The sequence below is a fragment of the Actinomycetospora aurantiaca genome, from assembly GCF_037401875.1.
Lineage (GTDB): Bacteria > Actinomycetota > Actinomycetes > Mycobacteriales > Pseudonocardiaceae > Actinomycetospora > Actinomycetospora aurantiaca.
Map to the genome: position 1 here is coordinate 15,722 of NZ_JBBEGN010000026.1, position 16,953 is coordinate 32,674.

Annotated in this window: 18 protein-coding genes and 1 pseudogene; 12 read left to right on the forward strand and 7 right to left on the reverse strand. The window is 74.7% G+C overall.

All coding sequences use genetic code 11. The features are described 5' to 3' along the window. Window positions 1-52 precede the first annotated feature (52 nt). Window positions 53-685 (reverse strand): NUDIX hydrolase, encoded by a 633-nt coding sequence (locus WCD74_RS28125; RefSeq protein WP_337698270.1) that lies wholly within the window; start codon window positions 683-685, stop codon window positions 53-55. Window positions 686-919: 234 nt separating this feature from the next. Here WCD74_RS28125 and nadA point away from each other — a divergent pair, with 234 nt between their 5' ends. The 9 genes from nadA (at window position 920) to WCD74_RS28170 (ending at window position 8,752) form a co-directional block, all read left to right on the forward strand. Further along, window positions 920-1,957, forward strand: coding sequence for a quinolinate synthase NadA (gene nadA / locus WCD74_RS28130; protein ID WP_337698233.1), 1,038 nt, complete (start codon window positions 920-922; stop codon window positions 1,955-1,957). Continuing rightward, complete coding sequence (gene nadB / locus WCD74_RS28135) at window positions 1,954-3,540, forward strand: L-aspartate oxidase (protein WP_337698234.1); 1,587 nt, start codon at window positions 1,954-1,956, stop codon at window positions 3,538-3,540. Before nadA ends, nadB begins: the two co-directional genes overlap by 4 nt. Further along, window positions 3,537-4,409, forward strand: a complete 873-nt coding sequence (gene nadC, locus WCD74_RS28140; protein WP_337698235.1) for a carboxylating nicotinate-nucleotide diphosphorylase — start codon at window positions 3,537-3,539, stop codon at window positions 4,407-4,409. The genes nadB and nadC overlap by 4 nt, the downstream gene beginning before the upstream one ends. Beyond that, on the forward strand, window positions 4,406-4,870 hold the full coding sequence (locus WCD74_RS28145; protein ID WP_337698236.1) for an NUDIX hydrolase: 465 nt from the start codon (window positions 4,406-4,408) through the stop codon (window positions 4,868-4,870). Before nadC ends, WCD74_RS28145 begins: the two co-directional genes overlap by 4 nt. A gap of 36 nt (window positions 4,871-4,906) precedes the next feature. After that, on the forward strand, window positions 4,907-5,194 hold the full coding sequence (locus tag WCD74_RS28150; RefSeq protein WP_337698237.1) for an AbrB/MazE/SpoVT family DNA-binding domain-containing protein: 288 nt from the start codon (window positions 4,907-4,909) through the stop codon (window positions 5,192-5,194). Further along, on the forward strand, window positions 5,191-5,598 hold the full coding sequence (locus WCD74_RS28155) for a type II toxin-antitoxin system VapC family toxin (RefSeq protein WP_337698238.1): 408 nt from the start codon (window positions 5,191-5,193) through the stop codon (window positions 5,596-5,598). Before WCD74_RS28150 ends, WCD74_RS28155 begins: the two co-directional genes overlap by 4 nt. Then, window positions 5,595-6,698: an NAD(P)/FAD-dependent oxidoreductase gene (locus WCD74_RS28160; RefSeq protein WP_337698239.1), complete on the forward strand. Its 1,104-nt coding sequence runs from the start codon at window positions 5,595-5,597 to the stop codon at window positions 6,696-6,698. Before WCD74_RS28155 ends, WCD74_RS28160 begins: the two co-directional genes overlap by 4 nt. Before the next feature lie 10 nt (window positions 6,699-6,708). Then, window positions 6,709-7,644 carry a GH12 family glycosyl hydrolase domain-containing protein gene (locus WCD74_RS28165; protein ID WP_337698240.1) on the forward strand — a complete coding sequence of 312 codons (936 nt, stop codon included), beginning with the start codon at window positions 6,709-6,711 and terminating at the stop codon, window positions 7,642-7,644. Between the two features lie 127 nt (window positions 7,645-7,771). Further along, a complete protein-coding gene (locus tag WCD74_RS28170; RefSeq protein WP_337698241.1) occupies window positions 7,772-8,752 on the forward strand; it encodes a GH12 family glycosyl hydrolase domain-containing protein in 981 nt (326 codons plus the stop codon). 7 nt (window positions 8,753-8,759) lie between these two features. On the opposite strand, the gene WCD74_RS28175 is transcribed toward WCD74_RS28170, so the two are convergent. Next, window positions 8,760-9,167 carry an RNA-binding S4 domain-containing protein gene (locus WCD74_RS28175; RefSeq protein WP_337698242.1) on the reverse strand — a complete coding sequence of 136 codons (408 nt, stop codon included), beginning with the start codon at window positions 9,165-9,167 and terminating at the stop codon, window positions 8,760-8,762. A gap of 130 nt (window positions 9,168-9,297) precedes the next feature. Here WCD74_RS28175 and WCD74_RS28180 point away from each other — a divergent pair, with 130 nt between their 5' ends. Both WCD74_RS28180 and WCD74_RS28185 read left to right on the forward strand, forming a co-directional pair. Further along, window positions 9,298-10,635, forward strand: a complete 1,338-nt coding sequence (locus tag WCD74_RS28180; protein ID WP_337698243.1) for a sensor domain-containing phosphodiesterase — start codon at window positions 9,298-9,300, stop codon at window positions 10,633-10,635. A 71-nt stretch (window positions 10,636-10,706) separates the two neighbouring features. Next, window positions 10,707-11,951, forward strand: coding sequence for an EAL domain-containing protein (locus WCD74_RS28185; protein WP_337698244.1), 1,245 nt, complete (start codon window positions 10,707-10,709; stop codon window positions 11,949-11,951). Between the two features lie 4 nt (window positions 11,952-11,955). Here WCD74_RS28185 and WCD74_RS28190 read toward each other — a convergent pair. The 4 genes and pseudogenes from WCD74_RS28190 to WCD74_RS28205 all read right to left on the reverse strand — a co-directional run. Beyond that, a pseudogene (locus tag WCD74_RS28190) lies at window positions 11,956-12,090 on the reverse strand (MBL fold metallo-hydrolase); the annotation flags it as partial. Between the two features lie 295 nt (window positions 12,091-12,385). Continuing rightward, window positions 12,386-12,877, reverse strand: a complete 492-nt coding sequence (locus tag WCD74_RS28195; RefSeq protein ID WP_337698245.1) for a PASTA domain-containing protein — start codon at window positions 12,875-12,877, stop codon at window positions 12,386-12,388. 356 nt (window positions 12,878-13,233) lie between these two features. Beyond that, the gene (locus WCD74_RS28200) at window positions 13,234-13,377 is read right to left on the reverse strand and encodes a hypothetical protein (RefSeq protein WP_337698246.1); all 144 of its coding nucleotides are present in this window, start codon (window positions 13,375-13,377) and stop codon (window positions 13,234-13,236) included. 318 nt (window positions 13,378-13,695) lie between these two features. After that, window positions 13,696-14,373 carry an MBL fold metallo-hydrolase gene (locus tag WCD74_RS28205; protein WP_337698247.1) on the reverse strand — a complete coding sequence of 226 codons (678 nt, stop codon included), beginning with the start codon at window positions 14,371-14,373 and terminating at the stop codon, window positions 13,696-13,698. 74 nt (window positions 14,374-14,447) lie between these two features. Here WCD74_RS28205 and WCD74_RS28210 point away from each other — a divergent pair, with 74 nt between their 5' ends. Next, a complete protein-coding gene (locus tag WCD74_RS28210) occupies window positions 14,448-15,743 on the forward strand; it encodes a DUF222 domain-containing protein (RefSeq protein ID WP_337698248.1) in 1,296 nt (431 codons plus the stop codon). Window positions 15,744-15,757: 14 nt separating this feature from the next. Here WCD74_RS28210 and WCD74_RS28215 read toward each other — a convergent pair whose 3' ends face one another. Continuing rightward, entirely contained in the window at window positions 15,758-16,819 is a 1,062-nt protein-coding gene (locus WCD74_RS28215) for a catalase family protein (protein WP_337698249.1), read from the reverse strand. Window positions 16,820-16,953 lie beyond the last annotated feature (134 nt).

Consider the following 16,953-nt stretch of genomic DNA (forward strand, 5'->3'; position numbering starts at 1 on the left):
TCGGGCACGGCGACCACGCTACGGCCGAACGGCCCGGGTCGCCGGGTGAGCGTCAGCAGTCGGGCGGGCGCAGCGTCGCGAACGGGTCGGTCACCCGCAGCCGGTGCTCGGAGAAGCGGAAGAGCGCCGCGGGCCGACCGCCGGAGGGACCGGGGGCGGCCGTGGAGCCGGTGGGGACGAGCACCCCGCGGCGGGTCAGCACCCGCTGCAGGTTCGTCGCGGACACCCGGTGGCCCAGCGCGGACGCGTAGAGCCGGCGCAGCTCGGAGATCGAGAAGATCTCCGGGGCCAGGGCGAAGCCGATGTTGGTGTAGGAGAGCTTCGCGCGCAGCCGGTCCAGGCCGGCCCGGGTGATCTCGCCGTGGTCGAACGCGGTCGGCGGGAGCGCGTCGACCGGGTGCCAGGCGGTGTCGTCCGGGACGGCCGGGTCGGCGTCGCTGGGCACCAGCCCGAGGAAGGCGGTGGCGACGCGCCGGGGCGCGGGACCGCGGTGGGGGTCGGAGAACACCGAGAGCTGCTCGACGTGGGCGACCTCGCCGAGGTCCACCTTCTCCGCGAGGTGGCGGCGCACGGAGGCCTCGACGTCCTCGGTGGCGCCGAGCCGCCCGCCCGGCAGCGCCCAGCGCCCGGTGTGCGGGTCGCGGGCCCGCTGCCAGAGCAGCACCTCGGGGGAGCTGGGCGCCATCCGCAGGACGACGGCCAGCACGTCGTGCGCGATCAGGCCCTCGGCCTCCACGCCGCCCACGGTAGCGGTCCGTGATCGCGTGTGGGCTCGGTCATCCCCGCCGGACCGGGATCTGGCGCAGTACGGGCACGCCGCGTACCGTCGGCCACGTTTTCGACCAACAGGCGAAAACCTCCGCACCGATCCGGGCCACCCAGCGACGGGTGGGGCGACCCCGGGGGAGGACCACCGGCCATGACCGTCACCGATCTCGCCGCGCACCAGCCGCCGACCGACCTCGTCGAGCCCCGCAGTCTCACCGCGGAGGCCGACGTCGAGGCCTGGGCCGCGCAGGTCCGGGAGCTGGCCCGGGCCCGCGACGCCGTGGTGCTCGCGCACAACTACCAGCGCCCGGAGATCCAGGACGTCGCCGACCACACCGGCGACTCGCTGGCCCTGTCCCGCATCGCCGCGTCCTCCGACGCCGGCACCATCGTGTTCTGCGGCGTGCACTTCATGGCCGAGACCGCGAAGATCCTGGCGCCGGAGAAGACGGTGCTGATCCCGGACGCGCGCGCCGGCTGCTCGCTCGCCGACTCGATCACCGCCGACGAGCTGCGCGCCTGGAAGGCCGAGCACCCCGGCGCCGTCGTCGTCAGCTACGTGAACACGACCGCCGCGGTGAAGGCCGAGACCAACGTGTGCTGCACGTCGTCCAACGCGGTCGAGGTCGTGGCCTCGATCCCGGCCGACCGCGAGGTGCTGTTCCTGCCCGACCAGTTCCTGGGCGCGCACGTCCGCCGCGAGACCGGCCGGGAGAACCTGCACGTGTGGGCCGGGGAGTGCCACGTCCACGCCGGCATCAACGGCGCCGAGCTGACCGCGCGCGCCCAGGCCGACCCGGACGCGGACCTGTTCGTGCACCCGGAGTGCGGATGCGCGACGTCCGCGCTCTACCTCGCCGGGGAGGGGGCGGTGCCCGCCGACCAGGTGCACATCCTGTCGACCGGCGGGATGCTCGACGCGGCCAAGAACACGACGAAGGCGTCCGTGCTGGTCGCGACCGAGGTCGGCATGCTCCACCAGCTCCGCCGCGCCAACCCGGCGGTCGACTTCCGGCCGGTGAACGACCGCGCCGCCTGCGGCTACATGAAGATGATCACGCCCGGTGCCCTGCTGCGCTCGCTGCAGGAGGGGCGCGACGAGGTCCACGTGGACCCGGTCACCGCGGAGAAGGCGCGCGCCTCCGTGCAGCGGATGATCGAGATCGGCCGGCCCGGGGGTGGGGAGTGATCGGCTCCTGGAGTGCCGCGGCCGACCTCGTCGTCGTCGGCTCCGGGGTGGCCGGACTCTCGGCGGCGAGCGAGGCGTCGCGGCGGGGCCTGCGCGTCGTCGTCGTCACCAAGGACGCCCCCGACGAGGGCTCCACCCGCTGGGCGCAGGGCGGGATCGCGGTCGTGCTCGGCGACGTCGCCGGGGACACCGTCGACGCCCACGTGGCGGACACGGTGGCCGCCGGGGGCGGGCTGGTCGACGCGGCGGCCACCGCCGACATCCTCGGCGCCGGCCGGGCGGCCGTGCAGGACCTGCGCTCCCGCGGTGCCCTGTTCGACGCCTCCGGGACCCGGCTCGCCCGCACCCGCGAGGGCGGGCACGGCACCACCCGCGTGATCCACGCGGGCGGCGACGCGACCGGGGCGGAGGTGCAGCGGGCCCTGCTCGCCGCACTCCCCGGGGAGATCACGGTGCTCGCGCACCACACCGCGGTCGCGGTGGGCCGGGACCGCGGCCGGGTGACCGGGCTCGAGGTGGTCGACGACGCCGGGGTCCCGGGCGTGGTCGCCGCGCCCGCCGTCCTGCTGGCCACCGGCGGCGTCGGCGGGCTCTACGAGACGACGACCAACCCCGCCGTCGCCACCGCCGACGGCTGGGCGCTCGCGCTGCGCGCCGGGGCGGCCCTCGCGGACGTCGAGTTCGTGCAGTTCCACCCAACGGCGCTCGCCGTGCCGCGCCTCGTCGGGCGGGCGCCGCTGGTCACCGAGGCGCTGCGCGGCGAGGGGGCGCACCTGGTCGAGCTCTCGGGACGGGGCGTCATGGACGACGTCGACCCCCGCGGCGACCTCGCGCCCCGCGACGTCGTGGCCGGGGCCATCACCGCGGTGCTGGCCCGGACCGGGGCCGAGCACGTCCTGCTGGACGCCACCGGGGTCCCGGACGTCCGACGCCGGTTCCCGACGGTGGCCGCGGCCTGCGACGGCATCGGGGTCGACCTCGCCCGGGAGCCGATCCCGGTGCGGCCCGCCCAGCACTACGCCTGCGGCGGGGTCGTCACCGACACCACCGGCCGCACCGGGGTGCCCGGGCTGTGGGCGGCCGGGGAGGTCGCGCGGACCGGACTGCACGGCGCCAACCGACTGGCCTCGAACAGCCTGCTCGAGGGCCTGGTGGTGGGCCGCCGGGCCGGGGCCGACGTCGCGGCGGCACTCTCCGGGCCGCGGGTCGTGCCCGAGCCGTCCGGGCTCGTCGTCGGGACGGCCCTGGCGGCCGACCGGGCGGTGCTGCAGCGCGCGATGAGCCGCGGTGCCGCGATCGGTCGCGATGCGTCCGGCCTGGCCGCGACCTCGGACGTCATCGAGGCGTCGTCGGTGCCGGTCGCGCTGGACTCCCGGGCGGCCGTGGAGGACGCCGCGCTCGCGCTGGCCGCGGGCGCGGTCCTCGCGGCCGCGGGCTCGCGCACCGAGTCGCGCGGCTGCCACCTGCGCTCGGACTTCCCGCGCCGCGACGACCGCTGGCAGGGCGCGTCGACGGCGGTCACCCTCGTCGACGGCCGGCTCTGCCTCGGCGCGCTCGACACCGCCCTCGGAGGTGCCGCATGACGGCCGTGCTGCTGCCCGAGGGACTGGACGCGGCGGAGATCGACGCCGTCGTCGACCGGGCCCTCGACGAGGACCTGCGCGACGGCCCGGACCGGACGACGGCGGCCTGCGTCCCGCCGGGGAAGGTCGCGGTGGGGGAGTTCCGGACGCGGCCCGCGGGCACGCTGGCGGGCGTCGGGGTCGCGGTGCGGGTGCTGGAGAAGGTGTGCGGCCCGGAGCTCGAGGTGCTCGCCGCGCACGACGACGGGTCCCGGCTCGCTCCCGGCGAGGTGGCGCTCGCGGTGCGGGCGCCGCTCGCGACGCTGCTCACCGCCGAGCGGACCGCGCTCAACCTGCTCTGCCAGCTCTCCGGGGTCGCCACCGCCACGTCGGCGTGGGTCGACGCGGTCGCCGGGACCCGGGCGCGCATCCGGGACACCCGCAAGACCGTCCCCGGCCTCCGGGCGCTGCAGAAGTACGCGGTGCGCTGCGGCGGCGGGGTCAACCACCGGATGTCCCTGGGCGACGCGCTGCTGATCAAGGACAACCACGTCGCGGCGGCGGGGTCGGTCACCGCAGCGGTCCGGGCCGCCCGCGACGCCGCCCCGGAGCTGCCGTGCGAGCTGGAGGTGGACTCCTTCGACCAGCTCGACGAGGCACTCGGTCTGGGCCTGGAGCTGATCCTGCTGGACAACTTCAGCGCGTCCGACTGCGCCGAGGCCGTCCGGCGTCGTGATGCCGCATCCCCGTCGTGCGGGCTCGAGGCGAGCGGCGGGCTGACGATCGGGAACGCCGCGGCGTACGGCGCCGCCGGTGTCGACTTCCTCGCCGTCGGCGGGCTCACGCACTCGTCGCCGGCCCTGGACCTGGGGCTGGACCTGCGGTCGTGATCGCGGTCCCCGACGAGCGCGGGGTCGTCCGGGAGACCCGTCTCGACGAGCTCAGCTGGCGTCCGAGCGCCTACGCGATCGTCCTGCGCGGCGAGGAGATCCTGCTGCTGCCCTACCTCGACGGCGTCGACCTGCCGGGCGGCGGGATCGAGCTCGGTGAGTCGCTGGAGGAGGGGCTGCTGCGCGAACTGGCGGAGGAGACCGACCTGGACGGGTACGACCCCGTGCTGGTCGGCGCCGCGTCATCGTTCTTCCGGTTCGACGACGACTGCGTCCAGTCCGTGATGCTCTACTACCGGGTCCTGGTCCACCCGGGCGAGCCGAGCGTCGCGAACCTCAGCGACGCGGAGCGGGAGACCACCGGGCTCGCGCGGTGGCACCCGGTCGCCGACCTCCCGGACCTCCACCTCCCCTCCACGGTCAACTGGCGCCCGTTCGTCACCCGGGCTCGCAGCGTGTGACAGGTAGCGTCTACTCCTGTCAGATAGACTCGTGGAGTGACAGCATCGGCCGAGGGTTCGGAATCGGCGATGGTCGTCGTCGGTCGTGAGGGCCGGGTCCTGATTCCGGCACAGCTCCGCCGCGACCTCCAGCTGGGGCCCGGCTCCCGGCTCCTCGTCCACGTGGAGGACGGCCGTCTCGTCATGGAGACGCCCGAGCAGCTGATGGACCGGATCCAGCGCGACGTGGCCGAGGCGTGGCAGGGCCCGGCCGACACCTCGGTCGTCGACGACCTCCTGGCGGACCGTCGGCGGGAGGCCGCCGACGACGAGTCGGCCCCGTGACCACCGAGGACCGGCCACCCGTCCTCGACGCCTCCGCCGTCCTCGTCTGGATGCGCGCCGAGGTCGGGGCGGCCGTCGTCGCCGGCTACCTGGCCACGGCGGCGATCAGCGCGGTCAACCTCTCCGAGGTCCACCAGAAGCTCGCGCAGTACGGGGTCGACGCGGACCGGATGACGGATCGACTCCGTGTCCTCGGCGTGCGCGTGGCGGCGTTCGACGCCGACGACGCCGTGGCGGCGGCTCGACTGTGGCCGTCGACCCGCTCCGCGGGTCTCTCCCTGGGTGACCGGTGCTGCCTGGCCCTCGCGTCCCGTCTCGACGGCTTCGCCGTCACCGCTGACCGGGCCTGGACGGGTCTCGACCTGGACGTGCCTGTGGTGTCGATCCGGGACGACGAGCAGTGAGCGGCGCCGGAGCGGTCGTCGTCGGCGGCGGGATCGCCGGGATGTCGGTGGCGGCGGAGCTGGCCGCGCTCGGCGTCGAGCGGCCGGTCCTGCTCGAGGCCGAGGCGGAGCTCGCCCACCACACCACCGGGCGGTCCGCCGCGAGCTACATCCCCGGCCACGGCTCGGGGCCGATGCGGGCACTCGTCGCCGCGAGCCGGGACCGCTTCGACCAGCTCGCCGACGAGGCAGGCCACTCCTTCCTGCGCCCGCGGCCCGTCCTGCACGTGGCGACGACGCCCGAGGAGGAGCGGGTGCTGCGCTCCGATCTCCTCGCGCTCGCGGAGGTCACGGAGCTCTCGCCGGCCGACGCCGTCCGCCGGTGGCCGGCCCTGCGCCGCGACGCCGTCCGCGGTGCGGGCGTGGTCGAGGACGCCCACGACGCCGACCCGCTCGGCCTCCACCAGCACTACCGGCAGCGCTTCCGCGCCGCGGGCGGGGAGATCCGCACGAAGGCACCCGTCGTCGGGATGACGAGGACCGGGACCGGGTGGCACCTCGACCTTCCCGACAACGGGCTCGACACGGACCTCGTCGTCCTCGCCGCGGGCGCGTGGACCGACCGGCTGCTCGCGCTCGCCGGGGCGCCGACCCTCGGGCTGCAGGCGATGCGCCGCACGATCGCGATCGTGCGGGCGGAGGTCCGGCCGGACGATCCGTTCGCGGTCGGTGTCGGCGAGACCTGGTACGCCAAGCCGGAGGGGCGGTACCTGCTGATCAGCCCGTCGGAGGAGACCCCGCAGGAGCCGGGGGACGCGCGGCCCGACGAGCTCGACGTCGCGCTCGCGATCGAGCGGGTCAACGTCGTCACCACCCTCGGGATCCGGTCGGTGGTCACCAGCTGGGCCGGGCAGCGCACCTTCGCCCCCGACCGGACCCTCGTGGTGGGGGAGCGGGCCCCGGGCCTGGCCGTCGTGGCCGGGCAGGGCGGGTCGGGCATCGAGACGGCGCCCGCGGCGGCGGCCCTCGCCGCGGCCGTGCTGGTGGACCGGTCCATGCCCGACGACCTGCGACGACACGGTGTCCAGGCCGCCGCGTACAGCCCGGAGCGGCTCCTCTAGCCTCCCCCGTATGGGTCAGTCCCGACGGGCCAGCTCCGCTCCGCTCCGTGGCCGGCCCCGGCGCCTGCTCGTCGCCGCCGCCGTCGCCCTCCTCGCCCTCCTCACCGCGTGCGCAGGCCCGCAGGAGACCGTCCCGCCGATCGCCGTGGCACCCACGGAGGCGCAGAACGTGGCGGGGGCCGAGCCGCTGCCGGCCCCGCTGCCGGGACTGCCGGGCGCGGCGCCGGCTCTCCCGCGCGTCCTCGCCCCGCTGTCCGCGATCGGGAGCCGGAACGGGCCGCGGATCTGCGAGAAGTTCCGGTCCGCCCCGGTCGCGGGCGGGCGCTTCGAGGTGCAGAACAACGCCTGGGGCGCGGACACCCCGCAGTGCACCACCGCCTTCGACACCGGGTTCAGCGTGCAGGCGAACCACGCCAAGGACTCCGGACCGGCGGCCTACCCGAGCATCGTCTGGGGCTGCAACCACGGCACGTGCACCCGCGGCACGCCCTTCCCGCGCCCGATCAGCGACCTCGGGGACGTGCGCTCGAGCTGGTCGTTCAGCGTCCCGGACCGCGGCCGCTGGAACGCCGCCTACGACGTCTGGCTCGACCCGACGCCCCGCCGGGACGGCCACAACACCGGCGCCGAGCTGATGATCTGGATGGCGCGCGCCGGAGGCATCGACCCGATCGGCTCGAAGTCCGGCACCGCCTCGCTCGGCGGGACCACCTGGGACGTCTGGACCGGCGAGAACAACGGCGTCCCCGTGATCTCCTACATCCGCCGGCAGTCCGTGCGGGAGGTCGTCGACCTGCCCGTCACCGACTTCGTCACCGACGCGCAGCGTCGGGGCGTCGTGCAGCGCGACTGGTACCTCACCAACCTCCAGGCGGGCTTCGAGCCGTGGGTCGGAGGCTCCGGGCTGTCGACGGACGCCTTCAACGCCACCCGCAACGGGGTCTGAACCCGTCACCCGAGTGGGTGTTCACGGCCCACTCGTCCGCTCGAACGACTGACGCCGTCTGGCGCTGCTCGCTGCGCCGAACGTACGTTTCGCCGCGCTGAACGGTCCAACGGGGAGGACGGCGCGGATGAACGGTCGGTGGGCGGCGGCGAACGAGACGCCCGAAGGTTCCCGACGACGGGTGGGCCGGCACCGGCGGCCCGGCCGCCGGGCGAGCACGCCGGCGTCGATGGTGACGCCGCGCCACGGGCGGCGGACGAGCCGGCGCGCGGACGCCCTCCGTGCGATCGGCGGCGGGCTCGCCCTCGTCGCGCTCGCCGTCGTCACCGGCCTGCCGCAGGGTGCGGCCGCCGATCCCCGCCCGGCGCCGATCGCCGTCACGAGCCACGACGGACCCGAGCGGGCCGAGGAGCGGAAGGTCTGCGAGAAGTTCGGGTCCACCCCGGTCGCCGGCGGGCGCTACGAGGTGCAGAACTCCCTCTGGGGCGCCAGCACGTCCCAGTGCATCGTCGCCTTCGACGGCCCGTCGGCCGGCCCGACCGGCGCGAGCGCCGCGTTCCGGGTCGAGGCGAAGCACCGCAACGACAGCGGCCCGGCGTCCTACCCCTCGATCGTCTACGGCTGCAACTACGGGAACTGCACCAAGGGCACCCCGTTCCCGCGGCCGATCTCCGACCTCGGCGACCTGCGCTCGTCCTGGACCGTGGAGACCCCGGCGTCGGGGGACTACAACGTCGCCTACGACATCTGGCTCGACCCCACCGCCCGCAAGGACGGCCGCCCCACCGGGCTCGAGCTGATGATCTGGCTCAAGCACACCGACCGGGTCCAGCCGATCGGCGACAAGGTCGGCACCACGACCCTCGACGGCGTCGGCTACGACGTGTGGCTCGGCAAGGCCGACCTCCCGACGATCTCCTACGTGCGCCAGCAGCAGACGACCGAGGTCAAGGACCTGAACATCACGACCTTCGTCGCCGACGCGCAGAAGCGGGGCCAGGCCAAGCAGGGCTGGTACCTGACGAGCATCCAGGCCGGGTTCGAGCCGTGGATCGGCGGCGACGGGCTGGAGACGACGTCGTACTCGGTCACCCGCAACGGTCAGTAGGACCGGCTCAGTCCTGGTCGGTCAGCTCGTGCTCCACCCCGTGCAGCAGCGAGGCCCGCTCGAAGGCCTCCATGCGGCGCCGGTCGCGCTTGGTCGGGCGGCCGGTGCCGCGTTCGCGCTGCGGAGGCGCGGGCGTGGACTCCTTCGGCGGCGGGGGCGGGGTGTGGTCGACGTAGCAGGTGACGGCCACGGGGGCGCCGACCCGCTTCTCGATCACGGTGCCGACCTCCACCACCCGCGGGATGTCGTAGAGCCGGGTGCGCACGGTGTCGCCGGCCCGGACCGGCGTCGACGGCTTCGCGGGCTTGTCGTTGACCCGGACGTGCCCGCCCCGGCACGCCGTCGCGGCGTCCGCCCGGGTCTTGCTCAGCCGGACCGCCCACAGCCAGCGGTCCACGCGCGTCGTGGAGTCCATACCCCGCTCATTCTCACCCTCCGGTCGCGCCCGTCCACCTCGTTCCCGACGGCGGGTCGCGAGCGCCTCGCTCCCCTCGCCCGTCCGGCGTACCGTCGATGATCGGTGTGACCGACGAAGGGACCGCGGGGTGCAGCTCGGCGCGGACGTGTCCCCGGAGGAGGCGGCCGCGCTGCACGAGGTGCTGCGCGATCGCGCCGTCGTCCCGGTCCTCCAGCCGGTGGCCGACGTCGGCACCGGTGAGGTGGTCGGGGTGGAGGCCCTGGCCCGCGGGCCCGCCGGGCCGCTCGCCGGTCCGGACCGCCTGTTCGCCGCCGCCCGCGCGGAGGGCCGGCTGGCGGAGCTGGACGACCTCTGCCGCCGGCGCGCCGTCGAGGTCGCCGCGGAGGCCGGTCTCGCCGGCCCGTTCGCGCTGTTCGTCAACGTCGAGCCGGAGGCCGCCCCGGTCGTCGTCACGCCGGGACCGGCCACGGCGGAGCTCCTGGACCGGGGGGTGCGGATCGTCCTCGAGCTGACCGAGCGGGAGCTGGCGGCCGACCCCGGCCGGCTGCTCGCGTTCGCCGGCGCCGCCCGTGCGGAGGGCTTCCGCATCGCGCTCGACGACGTCGGCGCCGAGCCCGCCTCGCTCGCGCTGATGCCGTTCCTGCGCCCGGAGGTCGTCAAGTTGGACCTGAGCCTCGTGCAGGGGCGGGACCCGGGCGAGGTCGCCCAGATCATGTCGGCGGTCGCGGCCTACGCGGAGCAGAGCGACGCGACCGTCCTCGCCGAGGGCGTCGAGTCGGCCGAGCAGCTCGCCGTCGCGCGGGGCCTGGGCGCGACCCTGGCGCAGGGCTGGTGGGTCGGCGTGCCGCGGCCCGCCCCCGAGCTGCTGGCCGGGCTCGAGCCCCCGCCGTTCCCGCCGCGGTTCCGGCTCGAGGTCCCCGGGCCGGTGCCGCACAGCCCGTTCGCGACGGTGGCGCGGTCGCGGACGCCGCGGCGGGCTCCGAAGTCGCTGCTGGTCGCGGTCAGCCGGCACCTGGAGCGCCAGGCCGCGGCGCAGGGTGACCTCGCGGTCGTGCTGGCCGCCTTCGAGGACGCCGTGAACCTGACGACCGGCGCCCGCCGTCGGTACCGGGCGCTCGCTGGGACCGCCGCGTTCGTGGGGGTGCTCGGGAGCGGGGTCGTCGACGAGCCCGAGCGCGGGGTGCGCGGCGCCGACCTGCACGCGGACGACCCGGTGCGCGGGGAGTGGGACATGGTCGTCGTCGGGCCGCACTTCGCCGCGGCGCTCGTGGCGCGGGACCTGGAGCCGGACGCGGACCCGCTCGACCCCGACCGCGACTTCGACCACGTCCTCACCCACGACCGGGCCCTGGTGCTCGAGGTGGCCCGGTCGCTGATGGCGCGCGTGGTGCCGCGATCGTCACGGAGTGCGACGAGCACGGCACCTTCTTCGTCCGAGGGGGTCGTCTCGGGCGGTCTGTCCTAGCTCCCTCGGACCTCACGGGTACCGTCCGTGCCAGGACGAGGCAGGCGCGAGGCGCGTGAGGTGGGCGGGGAGTGACCGACGTGGCGGGCAGTGTCGGGTCCGTCGAGCTCGCCGCGGCCATGGGCGCCCTGGACACGGTGTTCCAGCCGATCGTCGACCTCGCGACCGGCGGCGTGATCGCCCACGAGGCCCTGACGCGGGGGCCGGCCGGCGTCCTGGCCCGCCCGGAGCAGCTGTTCGAGCGGGCCCGCCGCGAGCACCGGCTCGCCGAGCTCGACGAGCTGTGCCGCGTCCGGGCGCTCGAGGCGGCGCTGGCGGCCGGCGCGGACCGGCCGGACACCCTGTTCCTCAACGTCGAGCCCGACGGCATCCCGATCGGGCCCGCGCCGGCGCCGGCGGTCGAGTTCGTCCGCGCGGGCGGGCGTCTCGTGCTGGAGTTCACCGAGCGGGCCCTGACAGCGGACCCGGCGCGGGTGCAGTGGTTCGCGAACCGGCTGCGGCACGTCGGGATCGCGGTCGCGCTGGACGACGTCGGGAGCCACCCCAGCTCGCTGGCGCTCATGCCGTTCCTGCGCCCCGAGGTCGTCAAGCTCGACCAGCGCCTGGTGCAGGCCCCGCACGACGACGCGGCCGCCCGGATCGGCACCGCCGTGTGCGCGTACGCCGAGCAGAACGACGCGATCGTGCTCGCCGAGGGCATCGAGACCGCCGAGCACGAGCGGACCGCCCGGGCCCTGGGCGCGACCCTCGGGCAGGGCTGGTTCTACGGCCGCCCCGGCGTCCTCGGGCCGGACGCGCGCCGCATCCCGCCGGTCGGTGCCCCGCTCGCGCGCGCCCCGGAGGGCCCCACCCGGCGCAGCCCGTTCGCGACGGTCTCGCGCAGCCGCCCGATGCGTCGGGGCGGGCTCGACGAGGTCGCGCTCGCGGCGGAGCTCCTCGAGCGCCGGGCGCTGACGGCGGAAGGTCCCACGGTCACGCTCGCGACGGTCGGCCCCTCCGGGGTGCCCACCGGCGACCGCGCGGCGCGCTACGTGGCCGCGGGGGAGACCACCAGCCTGGTGGCGCTCCTCGGGGCCGGGGCGGCGCCGCTGCCCGGCGTCCGCGGCGCCGACCTCGCGGAGGGCGACCCGCTGTGCTCCGAGTGGGACGTCGTCGTGGTCGGCCCGCACGTGGCGGCCGCCCTGGTCGCGCGCGACACGTTCGGCGGCGACCACCAGTACACCGTCGTCTACGACCGCGGCCTCGTGCTGGAACTGGCCCGGTCGTTGATGAGCCGGATCGTCCCGGCACCGAACGCGGCGATGCCGGGACCCTGAGGACTCACCAGCCGCGTTCGCGCCACTCCGGCAGCTGCGGGCGCTCGGCGCCGAGCGTGGTGCCGTCGCCGTGGCCGGGGTAGACCCACGTCTCGTCGTCGAGGCGGTCGAACACCTTGCGCTCGAGGTCGTCCATCAGCGCGTTGTGGTGGTCGATCGTGGTCCGGGATGCGGGCCCAACGCTTGAAGTTTGCCGCCGTGGCCCATTCGGAGGCCGCGTGGACGTCCGTCCGGAGATCGTCTCGTTGATGCTCACGATCGCGGTGGGCAGCATCGCGTTGCTCGACATCGAGGACTCGCGCTCACCCCGTGCGTGGCGGCATCCGCTCTGGGCCGGCCATCCCGTCTCGCCCCCAGCGCTGGCCCTGGGGTCTGTGAAGGCAAAGATCCCCTGCACGTTGGTCGGACTGGTGACCCCCAGGCGCGAAGCCGGATCAGCACCACCACTTGCGGCGGCAGTAGCCGCCGGTCAGGGCTCCGTCGGGCAGGTTGTGGTCGTCGGTGTCAACGTCGATGTCCACGTCGGTGTCCGACGCAGGCGGCGGCGGCGTGGTGGTCGTCGAGGACGGCGGCGGAGTCGTCGTGGTGGTCGTGCGCGCGTCGTCGGGGATCATCAGCTGCACAATGTTCGCGTTGGCCTGCCGGATGCGTGTCCCAGGATAGGGGTTCTGTCCGATAATCGTCGCGGTCTCCCGGCCGGGCGTCGCGGTGCCGACGTAGATGCCGCGGGTGGACAGGTCGTTGATCGCGGCCTGCAGGGTCCAGCCGACGTAGTTCGGCATGGCGACGGTCCCGGCGTACTGGGCCTCGCCAACGGTGTAGCCCCCGCTCGGAGTCATCGGCAGCGGCGGGTAGGGCGAGGACCCGGCAGCCGGGGTGACAGCAGGACGTCCCGCCGCGGCGAGCATCGTGACGAGCAGGACCACGGCAAGCCCCGCGCTGACGATCGCGATCTTCGCTGCGCGAGATAGCCCCCGTAGCTCACCGATGACGCCCTTGCGCCGACTCAGGTCTGAGAACTCGCCCACGGTGTGCCCCCTCGCGTTCCCGTGCAGGTACTCGTGAGTGGTGTCGGGGTCGTTACCAGGTGGGCGGTCTCAACCTGGTCTCAGTCAAGTTCTGGCGTGGTTGGTCGGCTCGTCAGCACGCAATGGCAGGACGCGGGCCCCGGGTACTGCACGTGCGACCGCTTCGCGGTGCGGTCGGCAGGCGGGGACGGCGACGCTGGCCGCCTGGACGACATCGCGGGCCTCCCGCTGACACGCGCCGAGCACCTGGCAGATCACCGGTGCGCGCCGAGCCATGCGGTGACGGCCTGCTCGACGGTGTCGGCGTCGATGGGGCCGCCGGAGGCGAGGAGGTCGAGGCGTAGCGCGACCTGCAGCAACAGGGTCGCTGAATGGCGGGCGCGGTCCTCGGCGGCCACTGGTCGGCGAGGGTGTCGCGCAGCAGGGCGTCCGTGCGGTCGGCTGCGGCCGGTTCGGGGTGGCTGCTCACGGTCGCCCTCCGTGGCGGGAGCGCCGCCAGGCGGCGAGGAACGCGAGGACGTCGGCGAGGCCGAGGCGCTCCAGACGGCGCGGGCGCGCTCGACAGCGCGCCGGGATCGGCGCGATGGGGGTGGGGGATGCTGGGGCGCGGGTCAGCCCTCCGCGGCTGATCAAGGCCCCGTCGTCATGCTGCAGACACACGGCCGGGGCCGCCTGGACGAGGTCAGGCGGCCCCTGTGGAGCAGCAGCGGGTCAGCTCACCACCCGCGAGTCCGCCACTCCGGCAGGCTCGGACGTTCGGCGCCCAGCGTGGTGTCGTCGCCGTGGCCGGGGTAGACCCACGTCTCGTCGTCGAGGCGGTCGAACACCTTGCGCTCGAGGTCGTCCATCAGCGCGTTGTGGTGGTCGATCGTCGCGGTCTTACCGTGGCCGCCGGGGAACAGCGAGTCGCCGGTGAACAGGTGCGCGGTGCCGTTCGGGTCGCGGTAGAGCAGGGCGATCGAGCCGGGGGTGTGCCCGTCGAGGTGGATGACCTCCACGAACGACTCCCCGAAGCGGACCTCGTCGTCGTCGCCGACGGTGTGGTCCGGCGCCACGGGCAGATCCGGGGCGTCCAGCTCGTGGGCGTAGGTCGTCGGCGAGAGCTCCTTGGTCATCGCCTCCAGCGCCTGGACGTGGTCCCAGTGCTGGTGGGTGGTGACGATCGTCTTCGTGTTCCCCCGGTCGGCGACGGTGTCCACGGTGTCGAGCAGGCGGTCGGCCTCGTTCGCGGCGTCGATGAGCAGCGTCGCCCCGGTGGCCCGGTCGACGAGCAGGTAGGCGTTGTTGTCCATCGGGCCGACCGAGACCTTCGTGATCGACACGGCGTCGAGGTCGCGGCGGGCGGCCGGGCCCTCCGGGTCGACGTGGCCGGTGTAGGTGTCGAGGAGCTCCACGCCGACAGTCTGCCCGGATGCGCTCCGGTGCATGCTCCGGCGTGATTGTCGGGGGGTCGCGCTATCCTTCGAACATGAGTTCGGACGGTGGTGGGGACGCGGTCAGCGACGAGCTGACCGCGCTGCTCACCCGCCTCTCCGAACTCGCCGACCTTTCCACCGACCCGGCGTGCGGGATCACCGACGCCGCCCGGATCGACCGGATCGCGCTGCTCGAACAGACCCGGACCGCGCTGGCGGCCGCCCAGCACACCGAGATGGTCGCCTTCGCCAAAGCGCACGTGGAGGCCCAGGCCGACCTGGTCGCCGCCCACGAACTCGACCCCCGCGACCTCGGCAAGGGCATCGCCGACCAGATCGCCCTGGCCTGCCACATCTCCCCGACAGTGGGCTCCCGCCGGTTGGGGGTCGCCCAGGCACTGGCCGACGACCTGCCGACCACGCGGGCGTTGTTGGTGGCGGGTCGGGTGTCGGAGCGAGTCGCCGAGCTGGTGGTGTCCTGGACCAGCCACCTCGACCCCGAACACCGCCGACACGTCGACCAGCAGGTCACCGAGGCGGGGATCGAGGCGCAGAGCCGATTCCAGGCCGAGGCGACCATCAAGCGGCTCGCGTACGAGGCGGACCCGGCCGGGTTCACCGACCGCGGGCGGACCGCCCGCAAACAGCGGCGGGTCACGCTGCGCCCCGCCCCGGACACCATGAGCGTGCTCTCCGGGCTGCTGCCGGTCGAGCAGGGCGTCGCCTGCATCACCGCGCTACGCCGCCACGCCGACACGTTGATCGCCGGTGGGGACGCCGACGGGCGCACGCGGGATCAGATCGTGGCCGACACCCTGGTCGAGCGGGTCACCGGGCAGACCTTCGCCGAGGACGTCAACGTCGAGGTCGGGATCGTGCTGCCCCTCGACGCCCTGACCGACCCCGACAGCCCCACCACCGGCGAGGTCGTCGGGTATGGGCCGCTACCCAGTGGGATCGTCGCCGACCTGCTCAACACCACCCAGGGAAAGAAGTGGTGGCGGCGGCTGTTCACCCACCCCCGCTCCGGGCGCCTCGTCGGCGGCGACCCCACCCGGCGGCTGTTCGACGGGTTCCTGGCCGCCCTGATCCACTACCGCGACCACGGCCGCTGCCGCGACCCGTACTGCGGCGCCCCCGCGAGACACACCGACCACATCCGCGGCAAGACCGCCGGTGGCCCGACCAGCCTCGGCAACGGCCGCCGGACCTGTGTGCGCGGCAACCAGATCAAAGAACTCCCCGGCTGGTCCACCGACCTCATCGACGACGGCCTCGGCGAGCACCCCCACGAAGTCCGGACCACCACCCCCACCGGCCACACCTACACCAGCCGCGACGGACCATGACCGGGCGGCGGCAGTCAGTCCGGCAGTTCCGACGCCGAGCGCATCGTCGTGCCCTCGACGGCGTTCAGGTCCGTGCGCTGCTTCCCGAGCTCCTCGTAGCCGGCCCGGCGGAGGCGGTTCACGGATCCGAGCGGGCGGTGCGCGGCGAGGCCGTGCCACGGCCGGAAGGCGAGACGGTCGTCGCCGAACACCCGGCGGGCAGCGGAGTACGGCTGCTGCGGGGGCAGCCGGATCGTGGCGACGGAGCGGTAGGGGCTCTCCTCCTGCGACCAGTCCACCGAGGCGTCCTCGACCGGCATGTCCTCCGAGGTCCGCAGCTGGACCCCGACGTCGAACACCGTCTCGCGGTCCGTCGCCCACGACTCGACCAGGGCGCGCAGCACGCTGCCGTCGTCGCCGTCGGTGACCTCGCGGCCGGCGAGGGCCTCCTGCTCGGGGGTACCGGGACGGACCGCGATCTTCGCGACGTGCTCGCCGTACCCGAGGGCGCCCTGGGTGTAGTACGCGTGGGCGAGGGGGTGGATGTTCCCGACGAGGCGGTGGAACGACGTGAGCTGCTCGGCGTCCGGCCGGGCCTGGATCTCGGCGGTCATCGCGGACTCGTCGGAGAAGTGCCGCTCGCGGATCTCGGAGAGCTCCATGAACTTCTGCGCCGTGCCCGGGCCGAGGACCGGCAGGGTGTTGAACAGCAGGTCCTGCGTCGTCGTGCCCGGCTCCATCGTCTCGCCCTCGACGTCGAAGACCTTGAGCGAGAGCCCGCGGGCGTTCGGCTTGCGGTCGTCGTCGAGCTGGCCGGACTCGGTGGCGAGGCGGACGACGACGTCGTGTCGCGCGCCGCCGGTGGCGAACAGGCCCTGCGCGAGCTCGGGTGGGAGGTCCTCGTGCACCGTGAGCGTGCCGCGCAGGAACCCGTGGCTCTTCGCGTGCGTGGCCCGGTAGCCGTGCCGGTGCCGGTCGAAGGTCATCGCGTTGACGCGCAGCATCGAGTCGATGCAGCGCCGCACGTGCTCGTCCTCGTGCGGCTGCTTCGCCTCGACGTCGTCGGTCCAGGGGAGCGGTCGGGACGTGGTGGTCACCCGGGAGGTGTACCCGCTCGTCCGTTCACCGCACGTGCCGCCGGCGGCGTCCCGACACCGGGGCGCACCCCGCCGTCGGGAAGGAGCCGCCCGCCGCCCGGATCCGGGCCCCGCAGGCGCGGTGGACGACGGCT

Coding starts and splice junctions, on each gene's coding strand:
- WCD74_RS28165 (WP_337698240.1), top strand. CDS start 6,709: ATGGGTCAGTCCCGACGGGCCAGCTCCGCTCCGCTCCGTGGCCGGCCC.
- nadC (WP_337698235.1), top strand. CDS start 3,537: ATGACGGCCGTGCTGCTGCCCGAGGGACTGGACGCGGCGGAGATCGAC.
- WCD74_RS28210 (WP_337698248.1), top strand. CDS start 14,448: ATGAGTTCGGACGGTGGTGGGGACGCGGTCAGCGACGAGCTGACCGCG.
- WCD74_RS28170 (WP_337698241.1), top strand. CDS start 7,772: ATGAACGGTCGGTGGGCGGCGGCGAACGAGACGCCCGAAGGTTCCCGA.
- WCD74_RS28175 (WP_337698242.1), bottom strand. CDS start 9,167: ATGGACTCCACGACGCGCGTGGACCGCTGGCTGTGGGCGGTCCGGCTG.
- WCD74_RS28125 (WP_337698270.1), bottom strand. CDS start 685: ATGGCGCCCAGCTCCCCCGAGGTGCTGCTCTGGCAGCGGGCCCGCGAC.
- nadA (WP_337698233.1), top strand. CDS start 920: ATGACCGTCACCGATCTCGCCGCGCACCAGCCGCCGACCGACCTCGTC.